Source organism: Pseudomonas extremorientalis (assembly GCF_001870465.1).
GTDB classification, from domain to species: Bacteria; Pseudomonadota; Gammaproteobacteria; order Pseudomonadales; family Pseudomonadaceae; genus Aquipseudomonas; species Aquipseudomonas extremorientalis.
Genome location: NZ_MDGK01000063.1, coordinates 80,688 through 100,213, shown reverse-complemented (window position 1 = coordinate 100,213; position 19,526 = coordinate 80,688). Strand labels below are relative to the sequence as shown.

The window sequence follows — 19,526 nt, the reverse complement described above, 5'->3', positions numbered from 1 at the left end:
AGCGTCTGTGTCGGTGTGTACAATGACCTCCCTTTTGCCCCCGCTAAGCCGGCGTACGTTCGGCGTGGAAGGTAACCGGTTGAATTGAAAAGAAATTTGCCTCGGAATAAGAGGCAGCCTGGTGAGAAAGTGTCTATGAAAGCAGGTCTGTACCAACCCGATGAATTCAAGGATAACTGCGGTTTCGGCCTGATAGCCCATATGCAGGGCGAGCCCAGTCATACCCTTTTGCAAACGGCCATCGAGGCCCTGACCTGCATGACCCACCGCGGTGGGATCAACGCCGACGGCAAGACTGGTGACGGCTGCGGCTTGCTGATTCAAAAGCCCGACCTGTTCCTGCGTGCTGTCGCAAAAGAGCAATTTGCGGTCGACCTGCCCAAGCAGTACGCCGTGGGCATGGTGTTTTTCAACCAGGACCCGGTCAAAGCCGAAGCCGCTCGCGAGAACATGAACCGCGAGATCCTGGCTGCCGGCCTGCAACTCGTCGGCTGGCGCAAAGTGCCGATCGACACCAGCGTGCTCGGCCGCCTGGCCCTCGAGCGCCTGCCGCAGATCGAGCAAGTGTTCATCGCCGGGGACGGCCTGAGCGACCAGGACATGGCGATCAAGCTGTTCACGTCGCGTCGCCGCTCGTCCGTTGCCAATGCCGCCGACACCGACCACTACATCTGCAGCTTTTCCCACAAGACCATCATTTATAAAGGCCTGATGATGCCGGCGGACCTCACCGCCTTCTATCCAGACCTGAGCGATGAGCGCCTGCAGACCGCAATCTGCGTGTTCCACCAGCGCTTCTCCACCAACACCCTGCCGAAATGGCCGCTGGCCCAGCCATTCCGCTTCCTCGCCCACAACGGCGAGATCAACACCATCACCGGCAACCGCAACTGGGCCGTGGCCCGTCGCACCAAGTTCGCCAACGATTTGATGGACCTGGAAGAGCTCGGCCCGCTGGTCAACCGCGTGGGTTCCGACTCCTCCAGCATGGACAACATGCTCGAACTGATGGTCACCGGCGGCATCGACCTGTTCCGTGGCGTGCGCATGATCATTCCGCCAGCGTGGCAGAACGTCGAGACCATGGACCCGGACCTGCGTGCATTCTACGAGTACAACTCGATGCACATGGAGCCGTGGGACGGCCCGGCCGGCGTGGTCATGACCGACGGTCGCTACGCGGTATGCCTGCTCGACCGTAACGGTCTGCGCCCGGCGCGTTGGGTCACCACCACCAATGGTTTCATCACCCTGGCTTCGGAAATCGGCGTGTGGGACTACAAGCCCGAAGACGTTATCGCCAAAGGCCGCGTGGGGCCGGGCCAGATCCTGGCCGTGGACACCGAAACCGGGCAGATCCTCGACACCGACGCCATCGACAACCGCTTGAAGTCCCGTCACCCGTACAAGCAATGGCTGCGCAAGAACGCCCTGCGCATCCAGGCGACCATGGAAGACAACGACCATGGTTCGGCGTTCTACGACGTGGACCAACTCAAGCAATACATGAAGATGTACCAGGTCACGTTCGAAGAGCGCGACCAGGTGCTGCGTCCGCTCGGTGAGCAAGGCTACGAGGCGGTTGGCTCCATGGGCGATGACACGCCGATGGCCGTGCTGTCCCAGCGCGTGCGTACGCCGTACGACTATTTCCGCCAGCAGTTCGCCCAGGTGACCAACCCGCCTATCGACCCGCTGCGCGAAGCTATCGTGATGTCCCTGGAGGTGTGCCTCGGTGCCGAGCGCAACATCTTCCAGGAGTCGCCTGAGCACGCCTCCCGCGTGATCCTCAGCTCGCCGGTCGTGTCTCCGGCCAAGTGGCGCTCGCTGATGACCCTGGAGCGCCCGGGCTTTGACCGCCAGATCATCGACCTGAACTACGACGAGAGCCTCGGCCTTGAAGCCGCAGTGCGCAACGTCGCCGACCAGGCCGAAGAAGCCGTGCGTGCTGGTCGTACCCAGATCGTACTGACCGACCGCCACATCGCGCCGGGCAAGCTGCCGATCCACGCCTCGCTGGCGACTGGCGCGGTGCACCACCGCCTGACCGAGAAAGGCCTGCGTTGCGACTCCAACATCCTTGTCGAAACCGCCACCGCCCGCGACCCGCATCACTTTGCGGTGTTGATCGGTTTCGGCGCCTCGGCGGTGTACCCGTTCCTTGCGTACGAAGTGCTGGGTGACCTGATCTGTACCGGTGAAGTGCTGGGCGACCTCTATGAGGTGTTCAAGAACTACCGCAAGGGCATCACCAAAGGCCTGCTGAAGATCCTGTCGAAGATGGGCATCTCCACCGTTACGTCTTATCGCGGTGCGCAACTGTTCGAAGCCATCGGCCTGTCCGAAGAAGTCTGCGAGCTGAGCTTCCGGGGAGTGCCAAGTCGCATCAAGGGCGCACGTTTCGTCGATATCGAAGCTGAACAGAAAGCCCTGGCAGCCGAAGCCTGGAGTGCGCGCAAGCCGATCCAGCAAGGCGGCCTGCTCAAGTTCGTGCACGGTGGCGAATACCACGCGTATAACCCGGACGTGGTCAACACCCTGCAAGCCGCCGTGCAGCAGGGCGACTACGCCAAGTTCAAGGCATACACCTCGCTGGTGGACAACCGCCCGGTGTCGATGATCCGTGACCTGTTCAAGGTGAAGACCCTGGACACGCCGATGGACATCGCCGAAGTCGAGCCGCTGGAATCGATCCTCAAGCGCTTCGACTCCGCCGGTATCTCCCTGGGCGCGTTGTCGCCCGAGGCTCACGAAGCCCTGGCCGAAGCCATGAACCGCCTGGGTGCGCGTTCCAACTCCGGCGAAGGCGGTGAAGACCCGGCGCGCTACGGCACCATCAAGAGCTCGAAAATCAAGCAGGTCGCGACCGGCCGTTTCGGTGTAACCCCGGAATACCTGGTCAACGCCGAAGTGCTGCAGATCAAGGTGGCCCAGGGCGCCAAGCCCGGTGAGGGCGGCCAGCTGCCAGGCGGCAAGGTCAACGGTCTGATCGCCAAGCTGCGTTATGCAGTGCCGGGCGTGACCCTGATCTCGCCGCCGCCGCACCACGACATCTATTCGATCGAAGACTTGTCGCAGCTGATTTTCGACTTGAAACAAGTCAACCCGCAGGCGCTGGTCTCGGTGAAGCTGGTGGCGGAAGCCGGCGTGGGCACTATCGCCGCCGGTGTGGCCAAGGCCTATGCCGACCTGATCACCATCTCTGGCTACGACGGCGGCACCGGCGCTTCGCCGCTGACTTCCATCAAGTACGCCGGCGCGCCTTGGGAGCTCGGCCTGGCCGAAACCCACCAGACCCTGCGCGGCAACGACCTGCGTGGCAAGGTGCGCGTGCAAACCGACGGCGGCCTGAAAACCGGCCTCGACGTGATCAAGGCCGCGATCCTCGGTGCGGAGAGCTTTGGCTTTGGCACTGCGCCGATGATCGCCCTGGGCTGCAAATACCTGCGCATCTGCCACCTGAACAACTGCGCCACCGGTGTCGCCACTCAGAACGAGAAGCTGCGCAAGGATCACTACATCGGCACCGTCGACATGGTGGTGAATTTCTTCACCTTCGTCGCCGAAGAGACCCGTGAGTGGCTGGCCAAGCTGGGCGTGCGTTCGCTGGAAGAGCTGATCGGCCGTACCGATCTGCTGGAAGTCCTCGAAGGCCAGACCGCCAAGCAGAACCACCTGGACCTGACGCCGCTGTTGGGCAGCGATCATATCCCGGCCGACAAACCGCAGTTCTGCGGCGTGGACCGTAATCCACCGTTCGACAAAGGCCTGTTGGCCGAGAAGATGGTCGACATGGCCGGTTCCTCGATCAACGACGCCAGCGGTGGCGAGTTCGCCCTGGATATCTGCAACTGCGACCGTTCCATCGGTGCACGCATCTCCGGCGAAATCGCGCGCAAGCACGGTAACCAGGGCATGGCGAAAGCGCCGATCACCTTCCGCTTCAAGGGCACCGCGGGCCAGAGCTTCGGCGTGTGGAACGCCGGCGGCCTGCACATGTACCTGGAAGGCGACGCCAACGACTACGTGGGCAAGGGCATGACCGGCGGCAAGCTGGTGATCGTTCCGCCTAAAGGCAGCGTGTACAAGACCCAGGACAGTGCCATCATCGGCAACACCTGCTTGTACGGCGCCACCGGTGGCAAGTTGTTCGCTGCCGGTACTGCCGGTGAGCGTTTCGCCGTGCGTAACTCCGGTGCCCACACCGTGGTGGAAGGCACTGGCGATCACTGCTGCGAGTACATGACCGGGGGCTTTGTCGCGGTACTGGGCAAGACCGGTTACAACTTTGGTTCGGGCATGACCGGCGGTTTCGCCTACGTGCTCGACCAGGACAACACCTTCGTCGACAAGGTCAACCACGAGTTGGTCGAGATCCAGCGGATCAGCGGCGAAGCCATGGAGTCCTACCGGAACCACTTGCAGCACGTGCTGGACGAGTACGTCGAGGAAACCGGCAGCGAATGGGGTCGTAACCTCGCCGAAAACCTCGATGATTACCTGCGTCGTTTCTGGCTGGTCAAGCCCAAGGCTGCCAACCTGAAATCGTTGCTTTCCAGCATCCGTGCCAACCCGCAGTGATATGCGCCTGAAGAGTTTGATGAGGTTTTAACATGGCTGAACGTCTGAATAACGACTTCCAGTTCATCGATGTCGGGCGCAAAGATCCGAAGAAGAAACTGTTGCGTCAACGCAAGAAAGAGTTCGTGGAAATCTACGAACCCTTCAAACCCCAGCACTCGGCCGACCAGGCCCACCGCTGCCTGGGGTGCGGTAACCCGTATTGCGAATGGAAGTGCCCGGTGCACAACTTCATTCCCAACTGGCTCAAGTTGGTGGCCGAGGGCAACATCCTCGCTGCCGCCGAGCTGTCGCACCAGACCAACACCCTGCCGGAAGTCTGCGGCCGGGTGTGCCCGCAGGACCGTCTGTGCGAGGGTGCCTGCACCCTCAACGACGGCTTCGGCGCGGTGACCATCGGTTCGGTGGAGAAGTACATCACCGACACCGCGTTCGCCATGGGCTGGCGCCCGGATATGTCCAAGGTCAAGCCGACCGGCAAGCGCGTCGCGATCATCGGCGCCGGCCCGGCGGGCCTGGGCTGTGCCGACGTGCTGGTACGTGGCGGCGTGACCCCGGTGGTGTTCGACAAGAACCCGGAAATCGGCGGCCTGCTGACCTTCGGCATCCCCGAGTTCAAGTTGGAAAAAACCGTCCTGAGCAACCGTCGTGAAGTGTTCACCGGCATGGGTATCGAGTTCCGCCTCAATACCGAAGTCGGCAAGGACATCACCATGGAGCAACTGCTCGAAGAATACGATGCCGTGTTCATGGGCATGGGCACCTACACCTACATGAAGGGCGGTTTCGCCGGTGAGGACCTGCCGGGCGTTTATGACGCGCTCGATTTCCTGATCGCCAACGTCAACCGCAACCTGGGCTTTGAAAAGTCGCCGGAAGACTTCGTCGACATGAAAGGCAAGAAGGTCGTGGTGCTCGGCGGTGGTGACACCGCGATGGACTGCAACCGCACCTCGATCCGCCAGGGCGCCAAGTCGGTAACCTGTGCCTATCGTCGGGACGAAGCCAACATGCCGGGCTCGCGCAAAGAGGTGAAGAACGCCAAGGAAGAAGGCGTGAAATTCCTCTACAACCGCCAGCCTATTGCAATCGTCGGTGAAGAGCGTGTCGAGGGTGTGAAGGTGGTCGAGACCCGTCTCGGCGAACCGGACGCCCGTGGCCGTCGCAGCCCCGAGCCGATCCCGGGTTCCGAAGAGATCATCCCGGCCGATGCCGTGGTCATCGCCTTCGGCTTCCGCCCAAGCCCGGCGCCGTGGTTCGAGCAGTTCCAGATCCAGACCGACAGCCAGGGCCGCGTCGTGGCCCCGGAACAAGGCCAGTACAAGCACCAGACCAGCAACCCGAAGATCTTCGCCGGTGGCGACATGGTGCGCGGTTCTGACCTGGTGGTAACCGCGATCTTCGAAGGCCGCAATGCCGCCGAAGGGATCCTGGATTACCTGAACGTCTAATCTCGTTCAGGCTGAAATGCGGTCAAAAATGTCGGAGGGGGCTTGCCCCCGATAGCGGTGGTTCAGTTACAGATACTGGGACTGACACACTGCAATCGGGGGCAAGCCCCCTCCCACATTTATTTTTGTAGCGCTTTCATGTCCGCGACAAATTGACCCGATAGACAAAAGGCACGGCTCATACCGTGCCTTTTGCGTCTGGCTCTGAGAAAATGCCCGCACTTTTTTTGCGGATGCCGACATGACTGCCCTCAAGAACGACCGTTTCCTTCGTGCCCTGCTCAAGCAACCCGTGGACGTCACCCCTGTGTGGATGATGCGCCAGGCCGGTCGCTACCTGCCGGAATACCGCGCCAGTCGCGCCAACGCCGGCGATTTCATGAGCCTGTGCATGAACCCGGAGTTCGCCTGCGAAGTCACGATGCAGCCGCTGGACCGCTATCCACAATTGGACGCGGCCATCCTTTTTTCCGACATCCTCACCATCCCTGACGCCATGGGCCAGGGCCTGTACTTCGAGACCGGCGAAGGCCCGCGTTTCAAGAAAGTCGTCAGCACCCTGGCCGATATCGAAGCCCTGCCGATTCCAGACCCCCACAAAGACCTCGGTTACGTGATGGACGCCGTCAGCACCATCCGCCGCGAGCTTAACGGCCGCGTGCCGTTGATCGGCTTCTCCGGCAGCCCCTGGACCCTGGCCACCTACATGGTCGAAGGCGGCTCGTCGAAAGACTTCCGCAAGACCAAGGCCATGCTCTACGACAACCCGCAAGCCATGCACCTGCTGCTGGACAAGCTGGCACAGTCGGTCACCTCCTACCTCAACGGCCAGATCATGGCCGGCGCGCAAGCCGTGCAGATCTTCGACACCTGGGGCGGCAACCTGTCGGCGGCGGCGTACCAGGAGTTCTCCCTGGCCTACATGCGCAAAATCGTCAGCGGCCTGATCCGCGAACACGAAGGCCGCAAAGTGCCGGTAATCATGTTCACCAAGGGTGGCGGCCTGTGGCTGGAAAGCATTGCCGACGCCGGTGCCGACGCCCTGGGCCTGGACTGGACCTGCGACATTGGCGAAGCCCGCCAGCGCGTGGGCAACCGCGTCGCGCTGCAAGGCAACATGGACCCGACCGTGCTGTACGCCAAGCCTGAAGCCATCCGCACCGAAGTTGGCCGCATCCTGGCCAGCTACGGCAAAGGCACCGGGCACGTGTTCAACCTCGGCCATGGCATCACCCCGGAAGTGAATCCGGAGCATGCGGGTGCGTTCCTGCGCGCGGTGCATGAGCTGTCGGCGCAGTATCACGAATAACACGCAAAACAAATGTGGGAGGGGGCTTGCCCCCGATGGCGGTGTACCAGTCAGTACAACTATGACTGATCTACCCTCATCGGGGTGTAGCCCCCTCCCACATTAAAAGCCAGAGAAACTCAGGCCTTCGCTTGCCCCAACGGCGGCAACTTTGCCAACTTCAACGCCACCAGCAACGCCCCGATCAACAGCGCCACGATAAACGCGCCGATCCCGTTCCACCCGGCGAAGTGCCAGAAGAACCCGCCTGCCGTCCCGGCAATACTCGACCCCACGTAGTAGCAGAACAGGTACAGCGACGACGCTTGCCCCTTGGCCCTCACCGCGCGGCGGCCGATCCAGCTGCTGGCCACCGAGTGGGCGCCGAAGAAGCCGAAGGTGAAGATCAGCATGCCCGGCACCACCAGCCACAGGGGGGTGAACAAGGTCAGGGCCATGCCGGCCAGCATCAGCACGATGGTGCCCCACAGCACGCGACGGCGGCCGAGGCGGTCAGCCAGGGAGCCGATTTTCGCCGAGCTGTAGATGCCCGAGAGGTACACCAGCGACAGCAGGCCGACCACGGCTTGGCTCAGGTCATAAGGATCGGCCAGCAGGCGATAGCCGATGTAGTTGAACATGGTCACGAAGGCGCCCATCAACAGGAACGCTTCGAGGAACAGCCAAGGCAGGCCGGCGTCCTTGAAGTGCATGACAAATCCATCCACCAGGCTGCGGGGCTTGAGGCTGGTAGCGCGGAAGTTCCGTGATTCGGGGAGGATCTTCCAGAACACCGTGGCGGCGATCAGCGCCAGACCGCCAATAATCAGCATGGCGGTGTGCCAACTGACGAAGTCGATCAACACGCCGATGATCAGCCGCCCGCTCATGCCGCCAATCGCGTTACCGCCGATGTACAAGCCCATGGCCAGGCCGATGTGCTGCGGGTGGATCTCTTCGCTCAGGTAGGTCATGGCTACGGCGGCCAGGCCGCTGAGCGACAGACCCACCAGTGCACGCATCAGCAGGATACCTTCCCAGGTCGGCATAAGGCCGCTGGCGATGGTCGCCAGCGCGGCGCAGAACAACGCGGAGACCATCACCGGCTTGCGCCCCAGGCGGTCGGAAATCGGCCCGGTGATCAACAAACCACATGCGAGCATCGCCGTGGCCACCGACAGGATCAGGCTGCTTTGTGCCGCATTGATGGAAAACTCCTGGGACAGCGCCGGCATCATCGGCTGCACGCAATACAACAACGCAAAGGTGGCGAACCCGCCGGAAAACAACGCCAGCACCGTGCGCATGAACATCGGCGTGCCTTTTTCGATGTACGCGTCATTGAGCTGGGCCACCACCTCATCCAGGGCGGTGGGCGGTACGTCTTGAGCGAGTGGAGCAACAACAGCTTTCACGGGGACCTCGGGGAGGAAGAGCGTGCCAGGACAGGCAATGCAAAAAAGAATATAGCTCCCTAATGATTCTTTCCAATATATTGTTCGACCTGTTTGATAGCTTTAACGACCTAATGAGGCTCCTATGGAATTGCGTCACTTGCGGTACTTCATCGCCGTCGCCGAAGAACTGCATTTCGGCCGGGCCGCGCAGGTGCTGGGCATCTCGCAGCCGCCGCTGAGCCAGCAGATCCAGGCGCTGGAGCAGGAAGTGGGGGCGCGGTTGTTTGAGCGTACCAATCGTCGGGTCGAACTGAGTGAAGCGGGGCGGTTGTTCCTGCAAGAGGCGCGGCTGGTGCTGGCGCAGGTGGACAAGGCGGCGGACGTAGCGCGCCGGGCGCAGTTGGGTGAGCTGGGCGAACTGAAGATTGGCTTCACCTCGTCGGCGCCGTTCAATTCCAGCATTCCCCAGGCGATCTTTGCGTTTCGCCAGGCGTTCCCGGCGGTGCATCTGAACCTGCAGGAGATGAGCAGCACCGAAGTGGCCGAGTCGCTGGTGGATGAGTCGATCCAGGTGGGCTTGATGCGGCCACTGCCCTTGCCGGATTCCTTGAGCGTGGTCGAGTTGATGCGCGAACCCTTGGTGGCGGTGTTGAGTGCGGGTCACCCGTTGGTGGCGGGCAGCGAGCGTGGTTTGCACCTGGCGCAATTGGCACAGGAGCCGTTTGTGTTTTTCCCGCGCACTTACGGCAGCGGCCTCTATGCCCAGTTGCTCAACCTGGCGCGTGATGCCGGCTTCAGCCCGCACTTTGCCCAGGAGGCCGGGGAGGCGATGACCATCATCGGCCTAGTGGCGGCGGGCTTGGGCGTGTCGGTACTGCCGGCGTCCTACCAGCGCATTCGGATCGATGGTGTGGTGTATCGCACGCTGCTGGATCAGGAGGCGATGACGGCGGTGTGGCTGGTGCAACGCAAGGGCGCGCAGACGCCGATGGCAGAGGCGTTTGTGGAGTTGTTGACTCGCAAGGCCTCGGTGGAGACGTGCTCACATATCAGGTAACGCAAGCTGCTTAGCGATTCACGGGAAAGATTCGCAGAGTCGGCACTTTGCCACAGGTTGCCGTAAAGTTGTTTTCAGGCATACTGCCCACGTTCCCGAAAGGGGCTTGTGAGACTCTGAGGATCCTGGGCAACCAGCAATCGCAGAGCCAGGCAGGAAGCGGCGATGACAAGCCAACCTGTTTGTGAAGAGGGCGCCGAAAGGCGCCCTTTGTCGTTTCTGTAGAGCCTGAATTCGTTTTACTTGGTGGTGCCGGTTTGCTCAAACAACTGCGCCGCCGACCCTGCCTCATTCACGCCATTGCTGCGCAAGCCCGCCATGATATCGCTATCCAGATTGTTCACCCAACGGTTGTAGTTGCGATGGATCTTGCCATCCTTGTAGCCCAGTTCGCGGCTGTCGCGGTAGGTGATGGCGTAGCTGTTGCGGGTGTAGCGGATGTCGATGGCGGCGTAGTACTGGTTACGCACAGTGATTTCGGCCTGCACCAGTTGCGGGCTGAGGCGTTGTACCGTCCATTCGCGCTTTTGCAGGGCGTTGACGATCACCGTTTTCATTTTTTCTTCGCTGACCTGGGCGTTGGCCGGCAGGTCGTGCTGGGTATTGAGGATCGGTTTGCTGGTGCAGCCGGCGCTGACCAGCAGAGCCAGGGTGATCAAGGTAACGCGTAGCAAGGAAGACATTCCGTTTTCTCCAATCGATTAAAGAGTCAGGCCCAGCGGCGGAAAATCAGCGAGGTGTTGACGCCGCCAAAGGCAAAGTTGTTGTTCATCACGTAGTCGTGGTGCATCTCGCGGAAGTCACCCTGCAGGTAATCCAGCTCGCCGCATTGCGGGTCGACGGTGTCCAGGTTGAAGGTGTGCACGTACTGGTCGCGGTTCATCATCTCGATGCTGAACCACGACTCCAGCGCGCCGCACGCGCCGAGGGTGTGGCCGAGGAAACTCTTCTGCGAACTGATGGGCATGCGGGTGCCGAACAGGCTGCTGGTGGCCAGGGTTTCGGCGATGTCGCCTTGGTCGGTGGCGGTGCCATGCCCGTTCACGTAGCCGATCGCGGACGGCTCAAGCCCGGCATCTTCCAGGGCCAGCTCCATGGCGCGGCGCATGGTTTTCTGCTCCGGGCGGGTGGTGTGCTGACCGTCGGCATTGCTGCCGAAGCCGACAATCTCGGCATGGATATGCGCACCGCGCGCCAGCGCATGTTCCAGTTCTTCGAGCACCAGCATGCCGCCGCCTTCACCGATCACCAGGCCATCGCGGCCACTGTCATAGGGGCGTGGGCTGGTTTGCGGGGCGTCGTTTTTCAGGCTGGTGGCGTAGAGCGCGTCGAACACCATGGCTTCGGTCGGGCACAGCTCTTCGGCACCGCCGGCGAGCATCAGGGGCAGGCGGCCGAACTTGATCGCCTCATAGGCATAGCCGATGCCCTGGCTGCCGCTGGTGCATGCGCTGGACGTGGGGATCAGCCGCCCGGTCAGGCCAAAGAAGATGCTGATATTCGCCGCCGTGGTGTGCGGCATCATGCGCACGTAGGAGTTGGCATTCAGCCCCTCGGCCACCGAGTTCAGCAGCATATTGCCGAACGCCTTGATCTCGTCCGTGCTGCCGGTGGACGAGCCGCAAGCCACGCCCATGCGTCCGTCCTTGATCGACTCGTCACCGAGCAAACCGGCGTCCTGCAACGCCTGCTCCGCCGCCCACACCGCCAGACGCGAGACGCGGCCCATGCTGCGCAGTTGCTTGCGCGTCCAATGGGCGGGCACGACGAAGTCGTCGATCGGCCCGGCCAGGCGCGTGTTCAATTCAGTGAAGCGGTCCCACTCGTCCATGCGCCGGATGCCACTGCGGTTGGCGCGGAAGTTGGCCGAAATGCTCGCCCAATCGCTACCCAGGGAGGTCATGCCGGCCATGCCGGTGACGACGACGCGCTTCATCAGCACAAGCCTCCATTCACGGCCAGGACCTGGCGCGTGATATAGCCGGCTTCGGCCGACATCAGGAAGTTCACCGCACCGGCGACTTCTTCCGGCGTGCCCATGCGCTGCGCCGGGATCATTTTCATCAGCTCTTCCACCGGTACGTTTTCATCCAGCATCGCCGTGTCGATCAAGCCGGGGGCGACGCAGTTGACGGTGATCTTGCGCTTGCCCAGCTCGATGGCCAGGGCCTTGGCCGCGCCGATCAGGCCGGCTTTGGACGCGCTGTAGTTGACCTGGCCACGGTTGCCGATCAAACCGGAAACCGACGTGATGCACACGATACGCCCAGCCGCGCGACGACGAATCATCGGCATCATCACCGGGTGCAGCACGTTGTAGAAACCGTCCAGATTAGTGCGCATCACTACGTCCCAGTCCTCCTCCGACAGGGCCGGGAATGCGCCGTCACGGGTCAGGCCGGCATTGAGCACCACGCCGTAGTAGGCGCCATGTTGCTCCACATCGGCCTCGAGAATTTCCTTGCACAGCGCACGATCCGCCACATCGAACTGCAACACCCGCGCCTTGCGGCCCAGGGCTTCAACCTCGGCCTGCACCGCATCGGCGTCACTACGCCCGCTGCGGCAGTGCAGCACGAGGTCATGCCCGGCCTGGGCCAGGCGCAGTGCAATAGCGCGGCCGATGCCACGGCTGGAGCCGGTGACCAGTACGGATTCAGTCATGGCGTTACGTCCTTCGATTCATCTAAATAATTGGCCGCCTGGGGCGGTCGAAATACATTCAAGCGGGCGCTCGCCTGGATACCGTCACCGGTCAGGTGGCATTCGAACACACCCATGCCATTGTCGTCTTCCAGGGAGCGCAGGCCGTGGATGCTCAGCTCGGCGCCTGCCGGAAAGTGTTCCACGTTGCATTCGAACTTGCGCGTGCCGAGCAGGAAACCCAGTTCCACCGCTTCACCTTTCTGGCGCGCGTGGCAACCGGCGTAGGCGGCGACGCTTTGCGCCATCAACTCGATGCCGACCCAGGCCGGCAGGCTACCGTCAGCGCGGTTGAACAGGCCGCCTGGCTTGATTGTGGTGCGGGTGCGGACCTGCTCTTCATCGAACGACAGCACCTGGTCGATCAGGATCATGTCGCCCGCATGGGGCAGCAGTTCGGCGAGTGGCCAATCGATCATGGGGCCTCTCCAATAATCAGGCTGACATTGTTACCGCCGAAGGCAAACGAGTTGCTCATCAGGCAGCGTTTTTCCAGGGGCTCTGCGGCTTGCGCCCAGTGCAAGGCGGGCAGTGCCGGGTCGGCCTGGCCATCCCAGACATGCGGCGGCACCCGGTGATGGACCAGGCTCAACCAGCAGAACGCCGCTTCCAGCGCACCGGCAGCGCCCAGGGTATGCCCGCTCAGGGGTTTGGTCGACGAGCAGGCCACGCCGTGCGGGAACAGGCTGGCGACCGCCAGGCTTTCCATCGCATCGTTATGCTGGGTGGCGGTGCCGTGCAGGTTCAGATAGCCGATCTGCCCGGGCTGCAATTTCGCGCTGGCCAGGGCCTTGCGCATCGCCTGCAATGCACCTTTGCCGGTGGGTTCCGGGGCGGAAATATGGTGCGCATCGCAACTGGCGCCGCTGCCCAGCAGGGCGATGGGGGCAGGCACCTTGCTCATCAGGAACAGCACGGCCGCTTCGCCGATGTTGATGCCGTTACGGTTCACCGAAAACGGGTTGCAGCGTTCGTTCGACACCGCTTCCAAGGCACTGAACCCGTTGAGCGTGAGCTTGCACAGGCTGTCGACGCCGCCGCAGATCACTGCATCGCACACGCCCAGGTCCAGCAGGCGCTGGGCGCTCATCAATGCGCGCGCGCTGGAGGTGCAGGCGGTGGAGATCACATAGGCCGGGCCGCTCAGTTGCAGCCAGTCGGCGAGGAAGTTCGCCGGGGCGCTGAGTTCCTGCTGCCGGTAATCGTAATCGCCGGGGAACTGGTGTTCGCGCAGGTAATGGGCAATACCGCGACTGGCTTCATCGATACCCGAGGTGCTGGTGCCGAGCACGATGCCGACCCGTGAGGCGCCGTAGGTGTGGATCGCCTGGCGGATCTCGCCCTCGATCTGCAACGCCGCTTCCAGCAGCAACTGGTTATTACGGCTGCTTTGCTGGCCCAGCTCAGCGGGTATGGTTGCCAGTTCGCCGTGCACACCGGCCACCGGCAGCACACGGTCCGGGACCCAGCCGCTTTCGGCGCGCATGCCGGAGCAGTCACCGGCAAACAGGCTGCGGCTGACCTCCGCCTGGCCACGGCCAAGGGCGCAAATCACGCCCAGGGCGTTCAGGTAGGCGGTCATCGTGCCGCTCCTAGCGGTGTGATGCGGTAGCTCAAGGGTTGGCCAGTCATATTTACGCTGAACACCTCGGAAGACTGGTACACGATCTGCCAATGGCCCGGCAGGGTGCGCGTCAAATCCATCGCCTGCGCGCTGGGGTACAGCGTACGCACGTCATCCGACGAGGTCAGCGCAAACAGCAGCGCGGCAAACAGCTCGCGTGCCTGGGGGTTGGGCGGCAGCAAACCATCGGCTTGCCACTCGCCATCGATCAGCTTTTGCCGGGCCTGGGGAATGCCCAGCGGGTCCATCATCGACCAGCGAATGCCGCCGCCTTCGCGCTGGATCACCAGCAGCCAGTCCTGGCTCTGGCCGTCAGCCAGGCGTTGCACATGCAGTTGCAGCGGCAAGGCCAGGGCCGGGATTTTCTCGGGCAACGGCGCCTGGCTGGCACAGGCGCCCAGCAGCAACAGGCAACCGATCAACAGCCAGCGCATCATGGGTTGGCACTCGCCAGTGGTTTGCGTGCCACGCAGTTGACCAGGGTTTCTTCGCGTTGCCCCACCGGCGGTGCCTTGCGCAGGCCCCAGCGTTCCAGCAGGCCGAAGTCGCTGGAGCGGCTCCACCACAAGTACGGGTACGAGATGTTTTGCGGGCCGAACTCAAAGCCCTGTTCGCGGAGCATCTCCAGGTATTCTTCGGCGCTTTTCTGCACATGCATCGGGTGGCGGAACAGCCAGCGGATCACCCAGGTGTCGATATAGGCTTCGGTGGACTCGGCAAACAGCAAGTAACCGCCTGGCTTGAGCACGCGGTAGAACTCCTTGAGTGCGCGATGCTGCTCTACCAAGTGGTGGAAGGTCTGGTGGCAGAACAGGATGTCCACGCTGTCGTCCGGCACCTGCAGGGTGGCGCAGTCACTGCCGATCAGCTCGATGGTCAGGCCCTGGCGCGCCGCTTCTTCACGGCTCAGTTCCAGGCTGTGCAGGTCCGCGTCAAGACCGATCAGGCGCTTCGGGGCGAACACCTGCTGCAACAGCTTGAAGGATTTGCCCTGGCCGCAACCGGCGTCCAGCAGCACCGGCGCTTGTGGCAGTGGTTCGGTGAACAGGCTGCGCAGGTCGTTGATCGCCACGCGCAACACATGGTGCTGCCAGGTGTGGCTGCGCAGGAACCAGAAGCCGAACCTGGTTTCTTCGACGTAGTTCTTACTCAAATACTGACTGCTCACGCGGCGTCCCCTGCGCAAATTTCCGACAACATCCGCAAGCGTCGCTTGGGCTCACTCACAAACGGGTTGCGCTCATCCCACGCATAACCGGCGAGGATCGACGCGATCATCCGGCGAATCTCCGGCGAACTGCCCGGATGGAAGATCACATCCTGGAACGTCCCGGCGTACCAGCCTTCGACGTAGCAGCGGAACGTATCGACACCGCGCTTCAACGGTTCGGCAAACTCTGTCTGCCAGTCTACGGTTTCGCCGTTGAGCTGACGATGCAGCACGCCGGCCGCCATGCTCGCCGAACGCATGGCGATGGTCACGCCCGAAGAAAACACCGGGTCGAGAAATTCCGCCGCGTTGCCCAGCAGCGCAAAGCCAGGCCCGTGCAGGGCTTTGACGTTGGCCGCGTAGCCGCCGATGGTCCGCGCCGGCGTATCCCATACGGCGTTTTGCAGCACACCGGCCAGGCTCGGGGTTTCATCGATGAAGCCGCGCAGGCAGGCGTCGAGGTCACTGTCACGACCGTCGAAATGCTGCTTGGCAGCGACCACGCCCACCGAGCAGCGGCCGTTGCTGAACGGGATGGTCCAGAACCAGATATCACGCTGGGTCGGGTGTGTGGTCACCAGGATCTTGCTGCGGTCGAAACCTGGGTGTTCGATGCGATCTTCGATGTGGGTGAACACCGCCTGGCGCACCGGAAAGTCCGACGGCAGATCCAGCTCCAGCAGGCGCGGCAACACCCGGCCGTAGCCACTGGCATCGAGCACGAACTTGGCCTTGAGGTGGTACTCGCTGCCGTTCTCCCTGCGTACATGCAGGTAGCGCGACTCACCCTTGAAGTCCACGCCGACGATGGTTTCGCCGTAGCGGATATCCACGCCTTGCTTGGCTGCCTGATCGGCCAGCAACTTGTCGAACTCGCCGCGCTGCACCTGGAAAGTGGTCGGTTTGCCGTTGCTGAAGGTGTCGCCGAAATCAAACGCGCTGTAGCGCTCGCCCCAGGCAAACGCGGCGCCGGTTTTCACCTGGAAACCTGCCGCCTGCACGGCGTCGAGCATGCCGGCTTCTTCGATAAAGTCGATGCAGTGCGACAGCAGGCTTTCGCCAATCGAGAACCGTGGAAAATGCTGGCGCTCGATGATCAATACATCATGCCCTTTGCGCTTTAACAGCGCGGCGGCGATAGCCCCGGATGGACCGGCACCGATCACCACCACCTGGCGACGTTCCATTTCAACTGTGGGCACGAGGGCTCCTTGCCACATTGGCGATAATTACATTCATAAGGCGTGCTTCTGCCGCCCGGCCCAGGGTGCCAGCATAAAGCTGAATGCCAGGCCCAGGCTGACCGATAAGCCGAAATTGCTCACCGCTGGCGTACTTGATACGGCCAGCAGGCCAAACGACAACCAGGTCGTCAGCGCCGCCAGCAATGTGCCGAGAAGACTGACCGCAGGACCGCCTATCTGTTCGCGCATCAGGATTGCGTAGTCCACGCTGATGGCCGTGACCAGCAGCAGGCCGAACAGGCTGAACAGCGTCAGCGGCTGGCCCAGCCAACCGAGGCTGGCCAGGCTGCACAGCGCCGCCAGCAATGGCAGGGCGACGATGCGCAAGGCCCCGCCGAAACCGAACGGCAGGATCAGCAGCAGGACGATCAAGACGCAGGACATCAACTTCAATTCAGCGGCGCTGATCTGGGTGTCGGCAAACACCCGGTTCAAGTCGCCCAGGCGGTCGACCAACTGCACGCCGGGCAGATCCAGCGCTTGCACGCGCAGCAGCGCGGGGTTGTTCAAGCCTTGCAGGCTGACCATCGCCGCCACGCCGCCGTCCACCGGCCCGAGCCACAGCGTGCGCCAAGGCTCGGCCAGCGGGCCTTTCAGCGCGGCGTCGATGTCTTGGGTGGGCAGTGCTTGCAACTGGGCGACTTCGGCTTGCAGGGCACTGGCGGGCACGCCGAGGTCCAGCAGCGGCCGCCAGTGTTGCGGCAGTGCGTTCAGTGCGTCGCGCAGCTGTTGCTGTTCGGCGGGCAGGCTGACCAGTTGATCGAGCGCCAGGTAGCCCTGGAGCTTGTCCATGTTCACCAGCTGATCTAGGCGTTGGCCCAACGCGTGTTGACGCTCCAACAGCTGTTGCTGGTTGTCTGCACGCACCAGGAAAAACTGGCTGGTAGGTTGGAACCCGGTGATCCGCGCCACGGCCTGGGCTTCTTGCAGCAGCTGCGGCGGCGCGCCGATCCACTGGCGGATATCGTTCTTGCTGTTCAAGTGCCACAGGCCGCCGGCGCAAAACAGCAGCACAAGCGCCAGCAATGCCGGGCTCGGCACGCGCTTGAGCAGCGATTCGCGCACTAGCCACAGGCATTGCGCGACGCGCAGCGGCCATTGCGCCGGGCGCAGTTCGACGCCCTTGAGCAGCGCCGGCAGCAGGCACACGGCGGACAGGTACGCACCGACCAGTCCCGCTGCGGAGAACACCGCAATCTGGGTCAGCGCCGGGAACGGCGTCCAGGCCAGCGCCAGGTAGCCGATGCAACTGGTGGCCAGGCTCAGGCTCAAACCCGGCAAGGTGATGCGCAACGCCGGCCAACTGCGCCACGGCTGCAGGCTCCAGCTCTTCGACAGGTAGTGCAGCGGGTAATCCACCGCCACGCCGATCAGGCTGGAACCGAGTACCAAGGTCATCACATGCATATGGCCGAACAGCGCCACACAGGCCACCGCGCCAAACAGCATGCCCACCAGCACCGGCACAAAGGCCAGCAGCACGCGCCAGCGGCGGAAGGCGAGCAACAGCAACAACAGGATGCCAACGGTAGCGCCGCCGCCGACCCAGGTGATCTCCCGCGTGGCCTGCTGTTGACCATTGGCGGCGTACAACAAACCGCTGGCGGCGAGCAATTGCGCGCCTTGCTGACCGGCTTGCTCGCGGCTCGCCTGGAGCAGATCCGCCACCTGCAACGGCAGTTTCATGTCGAAGGCATTGCCGGTGGTGCGTGCCCGCAGCAGCACCCAGCTTTTGCCGTCGGCATCGGCGATCAATGCGCCGCTGCCGATATCCAGTTGCACCGAGCCGTGTTGCGGCTGGCTGTTCTGGATACGCCCGGTCAGGCCCAGCCAGTCATCCTGGCTCGGCACCAGGCTGAATCCGGTGAAGGGGTCGAACAGCGCCTGTACGCGTTGCTGGATAAACGCATCGGGATGCTCGATCAGTTGCTCGCGGTCCTTGGCTGACAGCATCGCCAGGCGGCCACGCAGCAATTGCTCGCGCAGTGCCGGCAAGTCGGCTTGCAGGTTCCACTGCACTTTTTCGAATAGCCCGCTGGCCTGCCAGCGCTCGCCCAACTGTTGCGCCACGGCCACGGCTTGCTGGCGGTCGGCATGCCCCACCAGCACCAGCATTTCGCGGTTCAGCGGCTCCTGCATGCGTTGTTCGGCTTGCTGTTCCAGCGCATCCGGGGTGTTGCCCGGCACCAGTTCCATCAGGTTGGCCGACAGCGGCGCACCGTGGCGCCACTGCCAGCCGGCCAGGGCCAGCACGGCCACCAGCAGGATCAGGAACAGGCGCGGCAGCAGGCGCTCACTGGGCAAAGTCGTGTTGCTCCGCTTCACTCAGGGGCAGGTCGGCATGGCTGTCTTGCATGCGCAGCACGGTGCTGTCGCCCTGGGTTTCCAGCAGTTCGATGGTTTGCACCAGGTCGCCGCCGTCGATGTTGATCTGGGTGAAGACTTGCTTGAGCAACAGCGAGCGCGGGATCAGGGTCAACTTCCACTGCTTGGCCTCGCCTTGCAGCTTCAACTCGAAGTCACGTTGCAGGCCGCTGCTGTCGCCCTGCAGTACGGCGAGGAACAGCCGATTTTGCTCGGCACCGGCGCTCTTGTTCGGCAGCAGTTGCCAACCATTGGCGTCGCGACGGGCAATGCCCTGGGCGCTGATGCGGTAGTCCTGTTGCAGTGGGGCTTTCAGCAGCCACAGCAGGCCATGGTCCTTGGCGAGCACGAAGGTGCCTTTGCTGACCAAGGGCTGGGGCAGGGCACGCAGGTGTTTTTCCTGGGTGAAGTTGCCGTGGATCACCGAGGGTTTGGCCAGTTGGTCGCTGAGTTGTTGCAAGTCAAAAGCATGTGCACTGAAGCTCAGGAACAACCCGATCAAAAATGTGGCAGCGGGCTTGCCCGCGATGAGCCTGAGGGCGCTGCGTAGTGTCCGGCGGATCGCGTTATCGTTGAAGTCCGTCGGGGGTAAGCCCCCTCCCATATG

The 19,526-nt window shown here is 62.7% G+C and carries 15 protein-coding genes; 4 read left to right on the top strand and 11 right to left on the bottom strand.

All coding sequences use genetic code 11. From position 1 onward, the window contains the following. Window positions 1-135 precede the first annotated feature (135 nt). The 3 genes from gltB to hemE all read left to right on the top strand — a co-directional run bounded on the left by gltB (window position 136) and on the right by hemE (window position 7,341). Window positions 136-4,581, top strand: coding sequence for a glutamate synthase large subunit (gene gltB, locus BFN10_RS27440; protein WP_071492363.1), 4,446 nt, complete (start codon window positions 136-138; stop codon window positions 4,579-4,581). A gap of 32 nt (window positions 4,582-4,613) precedes the next feature. Next, a complete protein-coding gene (locus BFN10_RS27435) occupies window positions 4,614-6,032 on the top strand; it encodes an FAD-dependent oxidoreductase (protein WP_071492362.1) in 1,419 nt (472 codons plus the stop codon). A gap of 241 nt (window positions 6,033-6,273) precedes the next feature. Further along, a complete protein-coding gene (gene hemE, locus BFN10_RS27430; RefSeq protein ID WP_071492361.1) occupies window positions 6,274-7,341 on the top strand; it encodes a uroporphyrinogen decarboxylase in 1,068 nt (355 codons plus the stop codon). Window positions 7,342-7,460: 119 nt separating this feature from the next. On the opposite strand, the gene BFN10_RS27425 is transcribed toward hemE, so the two are convergent. Further along, window positions 7,461-8,687, bottom strand: coding sequence for an MFS transporter (locus BFN10_RS27425; RefSeq protein WP_409996324.1), 1,227 nt, complete (start codon window positions 8,685-8,687; stop codon window positions 7,461-7,463). Window positions 8,688-8,859: 172 nt separating this feature from the next. Here BFN10_RS27425 and BFN10_RS27420 point away from each other — a divergent pair, with 172 nt between their 5' ends. Continuing rightward, the gene (locus BFN10_RS27420) at window positions 8,860-9,774 is read left to right on the top strand and encodes a LysR family transcriptional regulator (RefSeq protein WP_071492359.1); all 915 of its coding nucleotides are present in this window, start codon (window positions 8,860-8,862) and stop codon (window positions 9,772-9,774) included. A gap of 239 nt (window positions 9,775-10,013) precedes the next feature. On the opposite strand, the gene BFN10_RS27415 is transcribed toward BFN10_RS27420, so the two are convergent. The 10 genes from BFN10_RS27415 to BFN10_RS27370 are packed head-to-tail and all read right to left on the bottom strand — an operon-like array spanning window position 10,014 to window position 19,523. Continuing rightward, on the bottom strand, window positions 10,014-10,457 hold the full coding sequence (locus BFN10_RS27415; protein WP_071492358.1) for a hypothetical protein: 444 nt from the start codon (window positions 10,455-10,457) through the stop codon (window positions 10,014-10,016). A gap of 26 nt (window positions 10,458-10,483) precedes the next feature. Further along, a complete protein-coding gene (locus BFN10_RS27410) occupies window positions 10,484-11,710 on the bottom strand; it encodes a beta-ketoacyl-ACP synthase (RefSeq protein ID WP_071492357.1) in 1,227 nt (408 codons plus the stop codon). Beyond that, on the bottom strand, window positions 11,710-12,438 hold the full coding sequence (gene fabG / locus BFN10_RS27405; protein ID WP_071492356.1) for a 3-oxoacyl-ACP reductase FabG: 729 nt from the start codon (window positions 12,436-12,438) through the stop codon (window positions 11,710-11,712). Before fabG ends, BFN10_RS27410 begins: the two co-directional genes overlap by 1 nt. Further along, entirely contained in the window at window positions 12,435-12,896 is a 462-nt protein-coding gene (locus BFN10_RS27400) for a hotdog family protein (RefSeq protein WP_071492355.1), read from the bottom strand. The genes fabG and BFN10_RS27400 overlap by 4 nt, the downstream gene beginning before the upstream one ends. After that, window positions 12,893-14,059 (bottom strand): beta-ketoacyl-[acyl-carrier-protein] synthase family protein, encoded by a 1,167-nt coding sequence (locus tag BFN10_RS27395; RefSeq protein WP_071492354.1) that lies wholly within the window; start codon window positions 14,057-14,059, stop codon window positions 12,893-12,895. The genes BFN10_RS27400 and BFN10_RS27395 overlap by 4 nt, the downstream gene beginning before the upstream one ends. After that, window positions 14,056-14,538 (bottom strand): hypothetical protein, encoded by a 483-nt coding sequence (locus BFN10_RS27390; protein WP_071492353.1) that lies wholly within the window; start codon window positions 14,536-14,538, stop codon window positions 14,056-14,058. Before BFN10_RS27390 ends, BFN10_RS27395 begins: the two co-directional genes overlap by 4 nt. Beyond that, window positions 14,535-15,269: a class I SAM-dependent methyltransferase gene (locus BFN10_RS27385; RefSeq protein WP_071492352.1), complete on the bottom strand. Its 735-nt coding sequence runs from the start codon at window positions 15,267-15,269 to the stop codon at window positions 14,535-14,537. Before BFN10_RS27385 ends, BFN10_RS27390 begins: the two co-directional genes overlap by 4 nt. Next, complete coding sequence (locus tag BFN10_RS27380; RefSeq protein WP_071492351.1) at window positions 15,266-16,513, bottom strand: NAD(P)/FAD-dependent oxidoreductase; 1,248 nt, start codon at window positions 16,511-16,513, stop codon at window positions 15,266-15,268. The genes BFN10_RS27385 and BFN10_RS27380 overlap by 4 nt, the downstream gene beginning before the upstream one ends. 33 nt (window positions 16,514-16,546) lie before the next feature. Continuing rightward, window positions 16,547-18,859 carry an MMPL family transporter gene (locus BFN10_RS27375; RefSeq protein WP_071492350.1) on the bottom strand — a complete coding sequence of 771 codons (2,313 nt, stop codon included), beginning with the start codon at window positions 18,857-18,859 and terminating at the stop codon, window positions 16,547-16,549. Then, on the bottom strand, window positions 18,849-19,523 hold the full coding sequence (locus BFN10_RS27370; RefSeq protein ID WP_071492349.1) for an outer membrane lipoprotein carrier protein LolA: 675 nt from the start codon (window positions 19,521-19,523) through the stop codon (window positions 18,849-18,851). The genes BFN10_RS27375 and BFN10_RS27370 overlap by 11 nt, the downstream gene beginning before the upstream one ends. Between the last annotated feature and the right edge of the window lie 3 nt (window positions 19,524-19,526).

What these genes read in the sequence shown, in the direction of transcription:
- BFN10_RS27415 (WP_071492358.1), bottom strand. Translation starts at nt 10,457, where the DNA reads ATGTCTTCCTTGCTACGCGTTACCTTGATCACCCTGGCTCTGCTGGTC.
- gltB (WP_071492363.1), top strand. Translation starts at nt 136, where the DNA reads ATGAAAGCAGGTCTGTACCAACCCGATGAATTCAAGGATAACTGCGGT.
- BFN10_RS27370 (WP_071492349.1), bottom strand. Translation starts at nt 19,523, where the DNA reads ATGGGAGGGGGCTTACCCCCGACGGACTTCAACGATAACGCGATCCGC.
- BFN10_RS27435 (WP_071492362.1), top strand. Translation starts at nt 4,614, where the DNA reads ATGGCTGAACGTCTGAATAACGACTTCCAGTTCATCGATGTCGGGCGC.
- fabG (WP_071492356.1), bottom strand. Translation starts at nt 12,438, where the DNA reads ATGACTGAATCCGTACTGGTCACCGGCTCCAGCCGTGGCATCGGCCGC.
- BFN10_RS27420 (WP_071492359.1), top strand. Translation starts at nt 8,860, where the DNA reads ATGGAATTGCGTCACTTGCGGTACTTCATCGCCGTCGCCGAAGAACTG.
- BFN10_RS27390 (WP_071492353.1), bottom strand. Translation starts at nt 14,538, where the DNA reads ATGATGCGCTGGCTGTTGATCGGTTGCCTGTTGCTGCTGGGCGCCTGT.
- BFN10_RS27395 (WP_071492354.1), bottom strand. Translation starts at nt 14,059, where the DNA reads ATGACCGCCTACCTGAACGCCCTGGGCGTGATTTGCGCCCTTGGCCGT.
- BFN10_RS27400 (WP_071492355.1), bottom strand. Translation starts at nt 12,896, where the DNA reads ATGATCGATTGGCCACTCGCCGAACTGCTGCCCCATGCGGGCGACATG.
- BFN10_RS27410 (WP_071492357.1), bottom strand. Translation starts at nt 11,710, where the DNA reads ATGAAGCGCGTCGTCGTCACCGGCATGGCCGGCATGACCTCCCTGGGT.
- hemE (WP_071492361.1), top strand. Translation starts at nt 6,274, where the DNA reads ATGACTGCCCTCAAGAACGACCGTTTCCTTCGTGCCCTGCTCAAGCAA.